General features: G+C 60.7%; 13 protein-coding genes. 3 read left to right on the top strand and 10 right to left on the bottom strand.

The window, feature by feature from the left end; translation table 11 throughout:
- Positions 1-13: 13 nt before the first annotated feature.
- The 9 genes from U5O12_RS19795 to U5O12_RS19755 form a co-directional block, all read right to left on the bottom strand.
- Positions 14-886 (bottom strand): LysR substrate-binding domain-containing protein, encoded by an 873-nt coding sequence (locus tag U5O12_RS19795; protein ID WP_322580302.1) that lies wholly within the window; start codon positions 884-886, stop codon positions 14-16.
- Between the two features lie 204 nt (positions 887-1,090).
- Positions 1,091-1,921, bottom strand: a complete 831-nt coding sequence (locus U5O12_RS19790; protein ID WP_322580301.1) for an alpha/beta fold hydrolase — start codon at positions 1,919-1,921, stop codon at positions 1,091-1,093.
- A gap of 77 nt (positions 1,922-1,998) precedes the next feature.
- Positions 1,999-3,120: an ABC transporter substrate-binding protein gene (locus U5O12_RS19785; protein WP_322580300.1), complete on the bottom strand. Its 1,122-nt coding sequence runs from the start codon at positions 3,118-3,120 to the stop codon at positions 1,999-2,001.
- On the bottom strand, positions 3,117-5,537 hold the full coding sequence (locus U5O12_RS19780; protein ID WP_322580486.1) for an efflux RND transporter permease subunit: 2,421 nt from the start codon (positions 5,535-5,537) through the stop codon (positions 3,117-3,119). Before U5O12_RS19780 ends, U5O12_RS19785 begins: the two co-directional genes overlap by 4 nt.
- A 49-nt stretch (positions 5,538-5,586) precedes the next feature.
- Positions 5,587-6,540 carry a WD40/YVTN/BNR-like repeat-containing protein gene (locus U5O12_RS19775; RefSeq protein ID WP_322580299.1) on the bottom strand — a complete coding sequence of 318 codons (954 nt, stop codon included), beginning with the start codon at positions 6,538-6,540 and terminating at the stop codon, positions 5,587-5,589.
- 125 nt (positions 6,541-6,665) lie between these two features.
- Positions 6,666-8,024, bottom strand: coding sequence for a DUF1329 domain-containing protein (locus tag U5O12_RS19770; RefSeq protein ID WP_322580298.1), 1,359 nt, complete (start codon positions 8,022-8,024; stop codon positions 6,666-6,668).
- Between the two features lie 20 nt (positions 8,025-8,044).
- Positions 8,045-9,700 carry a DUF1302 domain-containing protein gene (locus tag U5O12_RS19765; RefSeq protein ID WP_322580297.1) on the bottom strand — a complete coding sequence of 552 codons (1,656 nt, stop codon included), beginning with the start codon at positions 9,698-9,700 and terminating at the stop codon, positions 8,045-8,047.
- 56 nt (positions 9,701-9,756) lie between these two features.
- Entirely contained in the window at positions 9,757-10,524 is a 768-nt protein-coding gene (locus U5O12_RS19760) for a coniferyl-alcohol dehydrogenase (RefSeq protein ID WP_322580296.1), read from the bottom strand.
- Between the two features lie 16 nt (positions 10,525-10,540).
- Entirely contained in the window at positions 10,541-11,995 is a 1,455-nt protein-coding gene (locus U5O12_RS19755; protein ID WP_322580295.1) for a benzaldehyde dehydrogenase, read from the bottom strand.
- Between the two features lie 256 nt (positions 11,996-12,251).
- Between U5O12_RS19755 and U5O12_RS19750 the strand changes: the two genes are divergently transcribed.
- Positions 12,252-14,054 (top strand): sigma 54-interacting transcriptional regulator, encoded by a 1,803-nt coding sequence (locus U5O12_RS19750; RefSeq protein WP_322580294.1) that lies wholly within the window; start codon positions 12,252-12,254, stop codon positions 14,052-14,054.
- 302 nt (positions 14,055-14,356) lie between these two features.
- Positions 14,357-14,794 carry a MarR family transcriptional regulator gene (locus U5O12_RS19745; protein WP_322580485.1) on the top strand — a complete coding sequence of 146 codons (438 nt, stop codon included), beginning with the start codon at positions 14,357-14,359 and terminating at the stop codon, positions 14,792-14,794.
- An 8-nt stretch (positions 14,795-14,802) separates the two neighbouring features.
- On the opposite strand, the gene U5O12_RS19740 is transcribed toward U5O12_RS19745, so the two are convergent.
- Entirely contained in the window at positions 14,803-15,687 is an 885-nt protein-coding gene (locus tag U5O12_RS19740; protein ID WP_322580293.1) for an amidohydrolase family protein, read from the bottom strand.
- Between the two features lie 145 nt (positions 15,688-15,832).
- Between U5O12_RS19740 and U5O12_RS19735 the strand changes: the two genes are divergently transcribed.
- Positions 15,833-16,633: a crotonase/enoyl-CoA hydratase family protein gene (locus tag U5O12_RS19735; RefSeq protein ID WP_322580292.1), complete on the top strand. Its 801-nt coding sequence runs from the start codon at positions 15,833-15,835 to the stop codon at positions 16,631-16,633.
- Positions 16,634-16,636: the final 3 nt, after the last annotated feature.

Below are 16,636 nucleotides of genomic sequence, written 5' to 3'. Positions count from 1 at the left end.
AGAATCTTGGGGCTTAGCCCACCGCTTTTTTCAACCAATCGGCAAAGGCTGCCACTTCCCAGCGGTCCAGCGCTCCGGTGCGCCAGCACAGGTAGTGGGCGTGGGGGCTGGGCACGTTGTGGTCGTACAGGCGCACCAGCGCGCCGTTGTCCAGCCAGGGTGCGCCGAGTTTGAGGCGCACCAGGCCCACGCCCATGCCGGCGGCAGCGGCGTCGCACATGAGGCCGATGTCGTTGAACTGGGAGCCATCGACCGGCTCGGGCCAGTCCAGCCCGTTGGCGGCAAACCAGGTGCGCCAGGGTTCCAGCGGGCTGCGCAAGAAGGGCAGGTTGGCCAGGTCCTGCGGCGCCTCAAACGGCCCATGCTCGCGCACAAAGGCGGGTGATGCCAGCGGCGTCACCTCGTCCTTCATCAAGAGCGCGTGTTCCATGTCGGCGTAGCGGCCGGGGCCAAAGCGGACCATCAGGTCCGCGTCCTCTGCCACCACGTCCAGCAGCGGTATGGACACCTGCAGCGTCAGGTCGATCTCCGGGTAAGCGTCTGTAAATTGGCGCAAGCGGGGAATCAGGATGGAGCGCGAGAACGTGGGCGTCACGGCCAGGCGCAGCTTGCGCTTGCCGGGCGCAGCCGACGCGCTGGGGAATTTCTGCAGGATGGCCAGCCCTTCGCGCACATGTGCCAAGTACTCGCTGCCCTCGGTGGTCAGCGAAAAATCGGCCCGCCCAAACAGCTTGGTGCCAATGATTTGCTCCAACTGCCGCACCCTGTGGCTCACGGCGCTGGGCGTCACAAACAGCTCTTCCGCTGCCAGGCTGACCGACCGCAGCCGCGCCAGTGCCTCAAAGGTTAGCAGGCACTGGATGGGGGGGATGCGGGTGGCGCTCATGCGTGGGGATGATGCCACTGTTTGCCTCCTGCACGGCAGATCCTGCGAGTGGCCACCCTCGCCGTCGCTAACGCGCGTTCCTGCGCCAGTCGGTTCACTGCTGTGAGCCACACACCATCCCTGCGAGGTGGTGTGCGTGCATCATGGACCGGGGCGTGGGTGGAATGACCTTGGTACCGGGGAGATGAAAAATTCGGCGAACGCTTACGCCCGGGCGACCAGAGTCCGCAAAGCGGTGTTGAAGATGTCAGCCCGTTCCAGCTGGGGCGTATGGCCGCAGTCATCGACCAGTTGCAACTGGCTTGTCGGGGCCAGCGTGTGTGCGTGCTCCGAATGTGCGAACGGGATCACGCTGTCTTGACGGCCATGCAGCATGAGTACGGGCACAGAGACCGAAGCGAGTGCCGCATGCGCATCGGCTACCAGCGACGTGCGCTGCCCACCCAGGTCTGACAGCCGCCGCACTGTGGCGAGGAAGGCGGCCTGAGCACCCGGTCGCATTACATTGCGCTCAATTGTCTTGCGCAGCCCGTCGGTCACGACAAACGATGGGCCGAAGATGGCCTGGATCTGCTGTGTGACTGCCATGGGACCTGCGCGTGACATCAGTGCGCCTAGCAGAGGCAGAGTCATCAGTCTGAAAGGCATGGGGCATTCGCGACCGAGGTTGGCTGCGGCGGCAAGCAGCATGCTCTGCACCCGTGCAGGCTGCTGGGCCTGCATCTGTAGGCCAATGGCCCCGCCCAGGGAGTTGCCCACCAGATGCACCTGGTTCAAGCCGAGCGCGTCGACAAACTTCCATAAGAAGGTGGCAAACGTTTTGGCTGCGAACGGCTTCTCGCCAAAGCCAGATAGCCCGTGCCCCGGCAGGTCCAGCGCGATCAGGCGCATGCCCTGGTTGACGCTCGCAAATTGTCCAGACCAGAGCTCCAACGAGCCGCCAATACCATGCACCAGCAACACCACCGGTCCAGCCGCGCCCGAATCGCGGTAGCGCACCCGGACTCCCTCTATTGAAATGTATGAATCAGACAATTTTTTTCCTTTCATTGATACCCATGTACTCGCACTGCAGCCTGCTTGAGTGGTGGAACCCGTGGCAAGGCGCTTCTTCATCGCAGCAGCCGACCGTCTCGGGTCCGCATTCCTATCTCGACAAAGTCCGACCCGTGATGCCTGTCGGGGCTGAACATCATGCGGATCCCTCCCACGTCCAGTAAGCCCAGGCTTTCCATTGCTGCGCCCAGGCGCTGAGCATCCGGGTTGGGACCGGCCCGACGCAAGGCCTCGGCACAAATCCGCAGATTGAGGTACGCTTCCAGGCCTTCGAAGGTCAGCGCTTCAGGACCAATGAATGCGTCAGCGTCCCGTTGCAGGTCTCGGACGATGGGTAAGCGGGTGATGTCCAGCGACGGAACCACACTGGTGTAGCCGATCGCCCGATCACGGAACAAGCGTGTCAGCTGCGTCAACCCTCCAGACGAAAGTGTTGCAATCATTGCAGGAAGCCCCGCGCTGGTTGAGGCGGGCATCTGATCCAGAGTTTGGAGGGTGTCGTAACCCAGATGGATCACCAGCGCCTGGTAGGGGCTGTTGCTAATGTTTTTGAATGCGGTCGCCAGTGTTTCGGGGCGTGCATCGATATTCACGCGGTTGACGGTCTGACCGCTGCGCTGCAACGCAGCAATGAGGGCTTGTGTTCGCGCGGGCTCAGAGTCATCTGCCAGCACTATGGTTTTGGAGATTCCGATGGCGTATAGCTGCCGGGCCAAAGTGTCCGCTTCGTGCGCATCGTCAGGCCGTGTGCTGAAAACATGGTTGATACCGGGCTTGCGCAGCTGGAGCGCGCCGGACATGGGCCCCAGCAGCGGAATGCGCAGCTCTTTGGTGACCTGCGCAGCCTGGATGCAGGAGCTTTCACCCAGGCAGTTCACGATGGCAATCGCGCCGTGGTGACGCGCCAAAACGCGCAGGTTGGCGGCCACCCGCTGGGGGTCACCTCCGTCGTCCAGCGTTACCAGCTCAAGCGCTCTCCCGAGAACACCGCCGGAGACGTTGATTCGCTCCACCTGAGCCCGTGCACCGGCCAGTACCCGGTTTGCGGCGGGAAAGCCGGCACCCGTCAATGGCAGTGATTGGCCAATGACGAGAGGGCCCGCCGCAGCATTGGTGTGAAAGCTCACAGCCCCAAAAGTCAGCATCGCGATGAGCCAGTGGATGCCCAGATTTCTCATGTCGCAGCGCGCACGGTTTGCAGCTTATCGGGGGCACCGCGACCAGTCTCGTTCAGGAAAAAGTGGGCCAGCGCAGGCAGCAATACCAAGGCCCCCACCATGTTCCAGACAAACATGAAGGCCAGCAGAATCCCCATGTCAGCCTGGAACTTGATGGGCGAGAACGCCCAGGTGCCCACGGCCAGGGCCAGGGTGATGCCGGTCAGCATGACCACCCGGCCCGTAAACTGCAGCGCATGGTGGTAGGCATCCGACAAGCTGGCGCCTTCACGCATGCGGGCCAGTGTGATGCTCAGCACATACAGCGCGTAGTCCACGCCTATGCCCACACCCAGCGCAATCACCGGCAAGGTGGCCACCTTCACCCCCATGCCCAGCCAGACCATCAGCGCCTCGCACAGAATGGATGTCAGCACCAGAGGCAGCACCGCCACCACCACCGCACGCCAGGAGCGGAAGGTGATCCAGCACAGCAACACCACCGCCGCATACACCCACAGCAGCATCTCGTGCATGGCCTGGCCGACCACGATATTGGTGGCCGCCGCAATACCGGCGCTGCCTGCGGCCAGCTTGAACTGCACCTCGTTGGTGTTGTGCGCAGCGGCAAAAGTCTCGACCTCCCGCACCACCCGCGACAGGGTTTCGGCCTTGTGGTCCTGCAGGTATACGTACAGCGCCAGGAACGAACAGTTCTGGTTGAACAGCTCACGCGGTGCCCGGGTTTGTACGCCGCCCAGGGCGCCATCGTTTGGCAGCAGCTCCATCCATTTGAAGTTGCCCTCGTTGTAGCCCACCATGGCCAGCTTGGACAAGGCCGCCATGGAGTTGGTGGCCTCCACGCCCGGCAGCTGCTCCAGCTTCCAGGCCAGGCTGTCCAACTGGGCCAGCGTGCCATAGGTAGTGCATTGGTCCACCGGGGTGGTGACCATCACCGTCAGGATGTCGGCGCTGGCCGCGTAGTGTGCGATCTGGTAGGCGTTGTCGCGGTTGTAGCGCGAGTCGGGGCGCAGCTCGGAGGCTCCAGCGTCCAGGTCGCCGATCTTCAGGTGCAGGCTGACGGCATAACCGCCGGCCGCCATCAGGGCCGACACCACAATGGCGGCGGCAGCCCAGCGCTTCTGGGTGAAGTGGTCGAGCAAGGCCCACAGCCAGGGCCGCTTGCCGCCGTCTTGCACGGCTTCTTCGCGCAGGCTGCGCGCGGCCGCCTTGGCTCCGACGCCGGTGTAGGACAGCAAAATCGGCAGCAGTACCAGGTTGGTAAATATCAGCACCGCCACGCCGATGCTGGCGATCAGTGCCAGGTCCTGGATCACCTTGATCTGGATGATGACCAGCACCGCAAAGCCCACGGCATCGCACAGCAGCGCGGTCAGCCCGGCCATGAAGAGCCGGCGGAAGGTGTAACGCGCGGCTACCACACGGTGCGTGCCGCGGCCAATGTCTTGCATGATGCCGTTCATCTTCTGCGCGCCGTGGCTCATGCCGATGGCAAACACCAAAAACGGCACCAGCACCGAGTACGGGTCCAGCTCGTAGCCCAGCAAGGCCAGCAGGCCAAACTGCCAGACCACCGCCACGAGTGAGCAGGCCACCACCAGCGCGGTACTGCGGGCGCAGCGGGTGTAGGCAAACAGCACCACGGTGGTGATGGCCAAGGCCAGCAGAAAGAACAGCAGGACTTGTTGCAGGCCTTCGATCAGATCCCCCACCACCTTGGCAAAGCCGGTGACGCGGATCTCCAGCCTGTCGCTAGCGTACTTGCTGCGCAGCACTTCGATCTGGCGCGACAGGTCGCCGTAGTCCAGCGCCTTGCCGGTCTCGGGGTTGCGTTCCAGCAGGGGCACAAAGACGATGCTGGACTGGAAGTCGCCGGCCACCAACTGGCCGATCTCGCCCGAGCGCTCGACGTTGGCGCGCAGCTCGGCCAGGCTGGCGGGGCTGCCGTCAAAGGTATCGGGTATCACCGGGCCGCCGTCCAGGCCTTCTTCGGTGACCGCCACCCAGCGGGTGTTGGAGGTCCACAGCGACTTCATGAACGGCCGGTCCACACCGGGCAGCAGGAAGATTTCGTCGTTGATGTTTTGCAGCGCGTCCAGGTAGGCTTTGTCAAAGATCGTGCCCTGCTTGGCTTGCACCACCAGGCGCAGTGCATTGCCTTGGCCCGCCAGATCGCCTTTGTGTTCCAGGTAGTTGACGATATAGGGGTGGCTGGTGGGGATGGTCTTCTCGAAGCTGGCGTTGAGCTGCAAGCGGGTGCCCAGCCAGCCCAGCACGAGTGTCAGCACCAGGCAAATGACCACCACCCAGAGACGGTGGTTGAAGAAGGCGCGTTCCACCACATTGCCGGATCGGGTGTCAAAGTCTTCCAGTCGGGTGACCACGGGCTGGGTTTGGGAGGAGGTATCGGCGTGCATCATTCTTTCGCGGCTGCGTGCAGCCTTGTTCCAAAAATCAATTCCGAAGTTACGGGGCAGGCAGCGGCGGCAAGCGGCGCATGCCGCGCAAGCTGGCGACGATCAGGTGGCCGTCTTCTGCTTGCGTGACCCCAGATACGGGCACAGGTTCTTGAGCGGCGATGCGGCGCAATGACGCACTGTCGTTGTGTCCTACCAAGGTATCGCCTGCCTGGCTCATCAGTACGAAGTTACCGTTTAGCAACGCCATGCCTGCGCCCACCGCCATGGGTACGCCAGTCTTCAGCGGCTCCCAGCGTGTCCCGGCATCTTTGGACCGGTAGGCTGTGCCGCGCAGGCCATAGGCCACCCACACGGATTCCGGGCTGTGCAACAAGCCAAAAAAACTGCCCTTGTACGGCGACTCCAGGGCAGCAAAGCTGGCCCCACCATCGGTAGAGCGCAGCAACAGGCCCTGTTCACCGGCGAGTAACAGTGTGTTTCCACTGGCACGCACGCCATACAGGTGGAGGTTTTTGGGGTTTGGCAGACGCGGACTTAGGGCTGCCCACGTTTTGCCGCCATCGGCCGTGGATAGCATGAGACCATACGCACCGACCACATAGCCTCGCTGGTCATTGCTGAATTCCAAGTCAAAGAAGGGTTTGTCAGCCCCCTCTTCCACCGTGCGCTGGGCGTTGGTGATGGCTTTCGCATCCCCCGACGCTTGCACAGCTTGCAGCAACAATGCGGCGGCCTGGATGCCGTCCATTTGCTTGTGCCAAGTGGCACCTGCATCCTCGCTGCGCAGCACCAAGCCCATGTGACCCACGGCCCAGCCGGTACGCGCATTGGCAAAGCGCACGGCCGTCAGGGTGACCTGCACGGGTACCTGGGCCTGTCGCCAGCTGAGGCCCGAGTCGTCAGACAAAAGCACCGTGCCACGCTCACCAACCGCCACCAGTCGCTTGCCCGCGCGGGTGACAGCCAGCATGACCGCACCCAGGGCCTTTTTTGTGTGCACGCTGGTCTGTCGCAATGCCGCTGGTGCTTCAGGTGCCCCTGCCAACTGCGCCATCGCTGTCGCACTGGCGCACAAGCCCAGTAACACCGTGCGCCGCCCGATTTTCCGAGGAGCTGTGTACAGCATCAGCGGGAGCCTTCATTGGCCAAAGACTCGGGACTGAAGAAGCTGCGTGGAATCGGGGGCACGATTTCATACTGCTTCGGCAATTCATTCGAGGCCATGTTTAGGTAGTACGAACCGTTTTGGAGGTCGTAGCCACCCCAGAGCACAAAGTTGGAGACCGCCGGCACATCCGGCAAAGTCAGCATGAGTGCGTAGTTGGTGCGCCAGAGTTGACCTTTGGCATCCCAGCCGTCAAACAATGCGATTTGCCATGAGTCTTCATCGATGTAGTACTTACGCTTGGGAACCACATGGCGCTTGCCTGCGGCTAAGGTTGCTTCCACTTCCCAGACGCGGTGCAATTCCCAGCGCACCTGGGCTGGATTCAGCGTTTTTGGCGTAACCAGCTCTTCAACCTTGGTCGAAGCTGCGCGGTTGTTGTTGTAGGGGATGTACATCTCCTTTTTGCCTACGAGTTTCAGCTCGTGCTTGTCTATCGGACCGAAGAGGGTGAAGGCTTCATCAAACAGGCCGATGCCGGAGGTTACGGAGTCAGGAGTGTCATAAGCGACCGAAGGTGCCTTGCGAACACGGCGCTGCCCCACCAAGTACTGCCACAGGCCGCGGGGTGTAGCCTCAGAAACGCCGTCATAGGCCAAAATTGCCTCACCAGCTTTTGAGCCGGGTGCGTTGGCGACGAATTTCCCCAGGGAGTAGTAGCCATCAAATTTTTCCAGGCTGCCGTCCTTGGCGTAAAAATTCTGGCTCAATGTCTGAATACCACCGGACGCCATGGTACGGCGGCCATCGGCTGTCACGACCCAAACCCGCATTGGGAGTGAGACGTTGCCACCCCGCCACGCAGTACGCTGATTCCATATCGCCTCATAACCATCCTTGGGAATGGGAAAGGGGATTCCTCCAAAGGCGCCTTCCATGCCGAAGCCGCCTTCTATGGTCTTGGCGCGGGTTGCGTTTTTGAACGTGTTGTCATACACCGACTGGGGAGCTGCTGCCGTGCGATGGGTGGGATACACATCCACGCGGAAGTCGGGATATTTCTTCATCAACGCTTGAACGCCATCGCTGAGCTTGTCTGCGTGCTGGGCCATGTTGGCGGCATTGATAGAAAAGCTTGGCTTTTCGCTAGGAAACAGGTCGGGCCGTGGATCGCCATTTTTGTAGCCCGCTGGCGCTTTGTTCATGCCACCATCCCAAGCGGGAATAGTACCCGCCTTGTTGCCCGCTTTTTCTGCTCCAACGGGTGTCAGCGTGGTTTTGAGCTTGGCGGCCTCTTCCGGACTGACTGCTGCATGGAGGGGGAGGGACGCGATAAATGCCGCGGCGGCCAAGATGGTGTGTTTTGCAAAAGGAGTCATGGTGTGTATCTCTGCAAGTGTTAGAACGTGCGTGAAAGGTTGAAAGACAGGTAGTTGCGGTCTGCCAGGGTTTGGCTGTAAGACAACATGCGCGTCGATGTGCTGGAATCCGTGACTGTGAAAGTCCTCGCACTGCCAAAAAATGCGGTGTAGTTGAGTCCAAAGTTCCAGTCGTGGTATTTGCCCTTGACGCCGACCGTCACGTCTCCGGCGTCGCTGGCACCCCCCGCGAAGTTGGATAGTGCAGATGACCGACCTCCAAAGTTGTAGCCAATGCCGATGGGGACCGATAGGTCCAATCCCGGCATGACCTGAAAGTACTGGGGCTCAAAAATTACCCGCATGGCCGCGGCATCACGTGTCGAGTTCGGGTCCAGACCGCCAAACCCCACAGTGCCTGGGTTCTTGGTAACACGGAGCGTGCGATTCCAGGCCAACTCGGCCACGATGGCGCCGCCGTCCCAAAGGCTGGATTTGTTCAGGACGTAAATCCCCGAGAGATTTAAGTGCCCTGTATCCCCCACGGCGTAACAGGGGTTGGTTGCATCGCCGCTGCAATCATTTGCAGGCATGGTGGCAGCCCCGCCCAGGACTGCAGGGTCACTGGCGAGAGGTGCGTCCTTGCGCACGGATCCTTCGAGCGACCAATTGAACTGGCCAACCGAGGAGCTCACGCTTGCGCCGACTGTCTTGATGTTTTTGGCATAGACGGTCCGCACATGGCTGTTGACGAAATCGAACACCAAGGCGGAGGGCGTTTTGTCGTGGAACTGTGCAGCGTAAAAACCGTACTCAAAAGCGCCGCCTGCGGGAGTCCAACGCACTTGGGCGCCAAACTGACCACTGTCGCCCGGAGTCTGGTCCTTGCTGGAATCCGTGATGAGCGAGGGAGGAGCATTGAAGAAGACCCGCTCACCCCCGATGTAATCTTGGTTGGAGAAATAGCTGCCGACCCCAGGGATTTTGCTGGCGCGCCATTTGAACTGGTAGTAGCCTCCAACTGTTACATCGTTTGAAATCTGCAAAGTGCCGGAGAGCTGTTCCACAGGCAGCAACACCTCCTTGAACTGCCAATTGGGTACGGACGCGATCTTGGCGATATCCACCGGTCCCTGGGCTGCGGCTACGCTGTTTTGCCCAAAAAATATGCTTTCACCGTATTGCAGTGCGTGCTTTCCGATACGCGCTGACGCAGGCATATCGCCGATGGAACCCTTGCCGTAAAGGAATGCATCGAGGATTTGGTCTCCCCGTCCGTGCTGATCACGGGTGGCTTGTACAAACTCGTTGGCGGACTGGCTGCTGGCGTTGTTCACGTTTTTGCTGCCGTCGTTGGCGTTGCCGCGCATGTACATAGCGTCGTACCACGCCATGTGGCTCAGGCGCAGTCCCCAGTTGCGGTGACTGAAATCAAATTCGGTCAGCAAATCTGCGCGATTGGAAATCAGTCCTTTCGAGAAGTTAAGGTTCCCGTCGTTTTCATTGCCGCTGGGGGTGAGATCGGTTGACGCGTCTTGGGTGCGGTAGGCCATGCTGTACTTAGGGGTGAAATCCAGCCGGATCTTGGTGTCCGGGTCACCAGAATCCAGTTCCAGGGCATGCGCAGGCAATGCGCACAACATACCGGCGGCCAGGGCCAGTACGCTCAGCCGGAATGGGTTTTTAGGGGGTGTCATGGTGTGTCTCCTCATCGTATTTGTGTGGGTTTTTGTAGGTGGAAGATGGGCGTTTCCTAGAGGTACGTGGATGCCAGGCCGCCGTCTACAGGAATGTTCACGCCACTCACCCAGCGCGCTGCGTCGCTGCACAACCAGGTGATCACCGCGGCCACCTCGTCCGGGAAGGCTGGACGTGCCATGCGGTGGGCGTCGGCTTGTACGCGGTCAGCACCCAGCATGGCGACGAAGTCGCCCAGAATGGGTGTGAACACCGGGCCGGGGGCCACACAGTTCATGCGTACACCGGTTTTCAAAAACCACTCTTGTGATTGCATAGCATTCCACACAATCAGGGCTTCCTTGAAGTACTGGTAGCACGTCGCTTGGGGTACCAGATTTTTCTCTAGCCATTGCGCCCCCGCATCAAAGCCGCGTGTTGCGGCCAGGGCCTTGTGGGCCTCCAAGCGCTGCGGCCATTCCGCGCCCAGGATGGAGGCCACATTGACGATGCCCCCTCCACGGCGAAAGCGAGGCAAAACCTGCTCCGTCAAGTGGCGCAAGCCCAGATAGTTCACCCGTGCCACCAGCTCCCCGTCGGCAGTACCGGGCACGCCGGCGATGTTGCACAGCGCATCAATTTGCGTTGGCAACTGGGCTACCACGGCATCGATGCCCGCTACCGTGCTCAAGTCCGCTTTGATAAAGCCCGCCATTGATATGCTGGCGTCATTGCGGTCCACGCCGATGACGTCTGCGCCCTGAAAACGGGCCAGCCGTGCGACTTCCGCCCCAATGCCGGACGACACGCCGGTTACGACGATGGTTTTTCCATGCAAGTTCATCATGTTCTCCTGGTGTTCAGAATGGGTAGGCGGTGGCCTGGTCCTTGATGGTGACCCACTGCCATTGGGTGTATTCCTCCCAATCAGCCGGGCCGCCCACACTGGTGCCGTTCCCGGCAATGCCAGGGCCGCCGAAAGGGTTGACGCATTCGTCGTTTACCGTCTGGTCGTTGATGTGCACCATGCCCGATTTGAGCTGCCGGCCCACCGCCATGGCGCGTCCGACCGACGCAGAAATTACGGCCGATGCCAAGCTGCCGTGGTGCTGGTTGGCCAGCGCGACGGCTTCCGCATCGGTGCGGTAGCTGATGATGTTGGCTACCGGTCCGAAGGTCTCTTCGTCAAACACCCGCATACCGGGGCGTACGCCGGAGAGCACGGTCGGTTGGTAGAACAAGCCTTCAAACGTGCCGCCAGCTTCCAACTTGGCACCGGCTGCCATGCTGTCCTCCACAAGTTGGTGGATACGGTCCCGCTGTTTCGCATCGATGACCGGCCCCAGTGCAACTTGACCTGTTGCGCCATTGCCCACGGGCAGGTGCGTCGCCTTGGCCACCATCCTTTCAATCAGACCCTGCACCATGCTTTCGTGCACCAGGATCCGGTTGGATGCCATGCAGATCTGTCCCTGGTGGAAGAACGCTCCCCAGGCGGCATTGCTGGCGGCTACGTCAAGATCGGCGTCATCCAGAATGAGCAGTGCATTGCTCCCGCCCAGCTCGAGGGACACTTTCTTCAAATGGCGGCCTGCCAGTTCACCGATGCGACGCCCCACGCCAGGCGAGCCAGTGAAAGCAATCATGGGGACCAGCGGGTCGGTGACCAAGGCCTCGCCGGCCTCCGCGTCACCGGGCAGCACTTGCAACAGTCCTGCAGGCAGACCGGCTTGTGCAAAAACGCTGGCAATCATCAAGCCGCCGCTCACGGGGGTGCGGGTGTCCGGTTTGATGATCACAGCATTGCCTGCAGCCAACGCAGGTGCCACTGCGCGAATGGCCAGAATCATGGGGAAGTTGAACGGAGAGATCACACCCACCACGCCATGGGGCACACGGCGCGCCAAGCTGGTTCGTCCATGCTGGCTGGGCAGCACCTGGCCTTGGGCTTGCAAAGGCATACCGGCTGCGAGGTTGCAAAGCAGGGCTGCCTCCCGGATTTCATGTTGGCCTTTGGGCAGGATGCCCCCAGTTTCCCGTGCGACGAACAGTGCCAAGGCGTCGAAGTGCTGTTCAAACAGGGCAGCAGCCCGGCGGAACACCGCGGCTCTTTCGCGCGGATGCACCGTGGCCCATTGGGCTTGTGCTTCTACGGCCACAGACGTTGCTTTGGCAACGTCTGCAGCATTGGCAATGCCCACTGTGCACAGTACCTGGCCTGTGGCCGGTTCGATCACTTGGCGTGCGCCACCGCTTAGTGGGGCTGGAGGAGTGGCGGAGAAATCCAGCCAGGCATTGGTCTCTGTAGATCCCATGGGAGAGCATCCTTTCAATCGGTTGATCAATTCGCCACTTCACGAGTGGGTTGCTTGATGGATTGCAAGGCGCAGACCAGCCCATTGCTCTAGCGCAGGCGAGCGCTGACGCAAGGAGGTGGATTTCGCTGGAGACCTAAGTAGATTCCCTAGGGGAAGTATTTCAGTTTGGCAAAGGGAAAACCCGAGTCAAGAAATTTACTATTTGATTAAAAAATATAACTAAATTTCACCACTTAATAAGGTCTACATTGCGATGCCCAAACCTATATCCCGCATTTCGTTGGCTGATGTAGTTCGTGCGACCGGCGGCATGTTGGGGGCATCGCAGTCCGAGTCGAATGGCAAAACGCTGGGGGGATTTGCGAGCGGTCAAGTCAGCGGGGATGCGCATCCGAATTTGGTGGATATCAGCGAGTGTTTGTACTTCTCTCCGGGAGATGGCCGAATTTGGCTGCAGGACCAGCGAGTGGTGTTGCTGCATACAGAAGCCTTGGGCTCCATGCGTAGGGAAATGGTGGACAGCTTGGGTATCAAGCAGGCGCGGGGTCTTTTCACTCGTGCGGGGTATGTCAGTGGTGCACGTGATGCCCAGCTGGTCCGCAAGCAATGGCCGGATGCCGATCCATCCGCCTCTGCGATCGCGGGCACCCGTTTGCATGCGTTGGAGGGCATGGTGCAAGTCGAGGTGGTACATGCCGCATATGACGCAAACACGGGCAACTATGAGGGAGAGTTCCTGTGGCACAACTCGAGCGAAGACGACGAGCACATTGCAGCCTATGGGGTGGGGGGCTCTGCCGCGTGCTGGATGCAGGTGGGCTATGCGACCGGGTATGTGAGCACTTTGTTTGGGCGTCTGATTGTGTTCCGCGAACTCCAGTGCCGTTCCATGGGTGATGTCCATTGCCGCGTGGTCGGCAAATCCGCCAACCAGTGGGAAGGGGTGGAGGAAGACATGCGCTATTTGAATGCGCATGAATTCGTGGATGCCGCGGCGTATGACCGCGGTGACGAGCAAGCCGCCGAGTTGCCTGCCGCAGACCGCGTGGCAGGCAACGCCATGGTGGGCGCGTCTTCGGCGTTTAAAGCGGCCTGCCAGCAGCTGAGCCGGGTGGCCCGGACGTCGGCCACCGTGCTGTTTACCGGCGAGTCCGGCGTGGGCAAAGAGAAATTTGCCAGCATGTTGCACCAGATCAGCCCGCGCAAAAACCAGCCCTTCATCGCGGTGAATTGCGCGGCCATTCCCGAGTCCTTGATCGAGTCGGAGCTGTTCGGGGTGGAGCGAGGCGCGTTCACCGGAGCCACGATGTCGAGGCCGGGCCGGTTCGAGCGCGCCCATGGGGGCACCCTGTTTCTGGACGAAATCGCCACCCTGAGTTTTGTGGCCCAGGGCAAGCTCTTGCGCGCCTTGCAGGAGGGGCAGATCGAGCGTGTGGGCGGCACCCGCAGTATTGCGGTGGATGTGCGCGTGGTCGCTGCGACCAACGAAGCGCTGCGCGACGCGGTGCAGAAAGGAGCATTCCGGGAAGACCTTTTCTACCGACTGAATGTGGTGCCCATCCACCTGCCGCCCTTGCGGGAGCGCAGGGACGACATACCGTTGTTGATGAATCACTTTGTCCACCACTACCGCCGCAAACACGGCTGCGATGTCAAAGGTTTCACCCAAGCCGCTGTACGCCATCTGGTGAACTATGACTTTCCGGGCAATATTCGCGAGCTGCAAAACCTGGTGGAACGTGCCGTGATCCTGGCGGATGCTGGTGGCCTGATCGACGTGCACCACCTCTTCACTGGTGGAGAGGTGCACCGGGCGGAGGTGCTGACCTTGCGCCCCACCCCCAATTCCGGGGTGCTGAATCTGTCCGGCAAAACTGCGGCACCCGTGGAGGTGCCACCGCCCGTGCGGAGTGCGATGACCTTGGAGCAGACGGAGCAGTCATTGCTTCAAAAGGCTATTGCAGCCTCCGGCGGCAATCTGTCAGCTGCCGCGCGGCTACTCAACACCAGCCGCGCCAAACTGGCCTACCGCGCCAGGAAGCACGGACTGGTGTGAGCTGGTGCCGCCGCAGCCAGCTTGCGGCAAGGTTCACCCGTTAGCATTCATAGCGGGCGGTAAACAGCTGTGTTCGGTTTGGTCTATTGATTGCTCCTTTTTTGATAGCTTGTCGCGCTTATTCCGCGAGTGCTAGGTGTTGATTTGGCTTAAATCCATTGAAAAAAATTTCTACATCTCCCCCGTCTCCCAGCGTCCACTCCAAGGCGGTGGCGGCACGTGTGCGTAAACCTGCGGCGTCGAGCGGTCTGGCAACTGCCAAGGGCGGGAGACAGCGCGCAGTTGCCGTTGACACGGCTCCGGTGGAGCCGGTGGATACCAGCTACTTGCGCACGCTGGTGGGCTACAACGCCCGCCGCGCGTCGCTTGCGATCATCGAGACCTTCATGGTGCGCATGGCGCCCTATGACCTGAAGGTGGTTGACTTCTCGGTGCTCTCGCTGGTGGCGCACAACCCGGGCATTACGTCACGCCAGCTGTGCGTGGCGCTAAATGTGCTGCCGCCCAACCTGGTGGGGCTGATTGCGACACTGGAGCGCCGTGGCCTGATCGAGCGTCTGCCCCACCCGAGTGACGGTCGCGCCATGGGGGTGCACCTCACCACCCAGGGCGTAGAGCTGATGGCGCAGGCCGAGCAAACCGCCTTCGACCTGGAGATGGATGCCACCTCCCGCTTAACGGATGCAGAACGCAAAACCCTGATCCGCCTGCTGCAAAAGGTCTACACATCGGCCGATTGACCGGCGTTTTACGCGCCGGCTACAGCCGTGGGGTCCAAGCGTAGCAAGCGCACCGCGTTGTCTTTCAGAATGCCAGGCATCACCTCGGGCTTGAAGCCTGCTTCCTGGAAGTCTTTCATCCACCGCTCAGGAGTGATGAGCGGGTAGTCCGAGCCAAACAAGACGCGGTCTTTGAGCAGGGTGTTGGCGTATTGCACCAATTGCTTGGGAAAGTATTTGGGGCTCCAGCCCGACAGGTCAATCCAGACATTGGGCTTGTGGGTGGCTACGCTCAAGGCCTCGTCCTGCCAGGGGAAGCTGGGGTGGGCCATGACGATTTGCATGTCCGGAAAGTCGATGGCCACATCGTCCAGGTGCATGGGGTTGCTGTATTCCAGCCGCAGCCCGCCACCACAGCGCATGCCGCTGCCGATGCCACTGTGGCCGGTGTGAAAAATGGCGGGCATGCCGTACTCGGCAATCACCTCGTAAATGGGCCAAGCCATCTTGTCGTAGGGGTGGTAGGCCTGCACCGTGGGGTGGAACTTGAAGCCCTTGATGCCGTGCTCCTCGATCAGTTTGCGTGCTTCGCGCGCGCCCATCTTTCCTTTGTGGGGGTCGATGCTGGCAAAGGCCGTCATCATGTCGCTATTGGCTTTTGCGGCTTCGGCGATCTCTTCATTGGGAATGCGGCGACGGCCCATTTTGGACTCGGCGTCCACCGTGAACATCACCAAGCCGATTTTCTGTTCGCGGTAATACGCCACGGTTTCCGCAATCGTCGGACGGCGCCCGTTCTTGAAATATTTGTCGGCGGCGCGGTCGTACTCCTCACCGTAGTTGTCAAATGGGTTCCAGCAACTCACTTCCGCATGGGTGTGGATATCGATGGCGCGCAGGTTTTTGTAGTCCATGGTTGTCTCCTGTTGGTTGTCTGTGGACGCATGGGGGCAGCCTCCCTGATAACGGGCTTTCCGGGAAGCGCATCAAGGGAAACTACCTAGAAAAAGAGCGTTCAAGTGGCTTGATTTGGTTATTAACTATAACCAAAATTGCGCCATGACGAAAACTTTTACGCAACACCCCGAACTCCATTTCGAACGCCTCGGTGAGGAACAAGAAGTGGCGGTGATCCGCCTGACCCGCAGCGCCAAACGCAATGCCCTCAACGATGGACTCATCCTCGCACTGCGGGATTTGTTTGAAAACATGCCCGATGGCGTGCGTTCCGCTGTGATCGCGGGTGAGGGGCCGCATTTCTGTGCAGGCCTCGACTTGAGCGAGCTCAAAGAGCGGGATGCCGGTCAGGGGCTGCACCATTCCCGCATGTGGCACGCGGCGCTGGAGCGGGTGCAATTCGGGCCCGTGCCTGTCATCGCTGCCTTGCAAGGCGCCGTGGTGGGAGGGGGCTTGGAGCTGGCGAGCGCCTGTCACATTCGTGTCGCTGATGCTTCCACCTTCTATGCATTGCCGGAGGGCTCTCGCGGCATTTTTGTGGGCGGCGGCGGTGCGGTGCGCATCCCCAAATTGATCGGTGCGGCCCGTATGGCCGACATGATGCTCACCGGCCGGGTGTACAACGCGCAGGATGGTGAGCGCATCGGTCTCGCGCAGTACCTGGTGCCGGAAGGTGCAGCGTTCGACAAGGCGTTGGAGTTGGCCGTGCGGGTCGCGCAAAACGCACCCTTGACGAACTACGCATTGATGCACGCCTTGCCGCGCATTGCAGAGCAGCCGGCCGACCAGGGCTTTTTCACCGAAGCCATGATGGCCGCCATTGCCCAGAGCGCACCGGAAGCCAAGACCCGGCTGAACGACTTTCTGGAAGGCCGTGCCGCCAAGGTGCGCAAGCAGGACTGATGC

Origin of the sequence: Rhodoferax sp. (genome assembly GCF_034519335.1) — a bacterium.
Taxonomy (GTDB): domain Bacteria; phylum Pseudomonadota; class Gammaproteobacteria; order Burkholderiales; family Burkholderiaceae_C; genus Allorhodoferax.
Note: the sequence above shows the minus strand (reverse complement) of the source record. Positions and strands in the feature narration are given on the sequence as shown.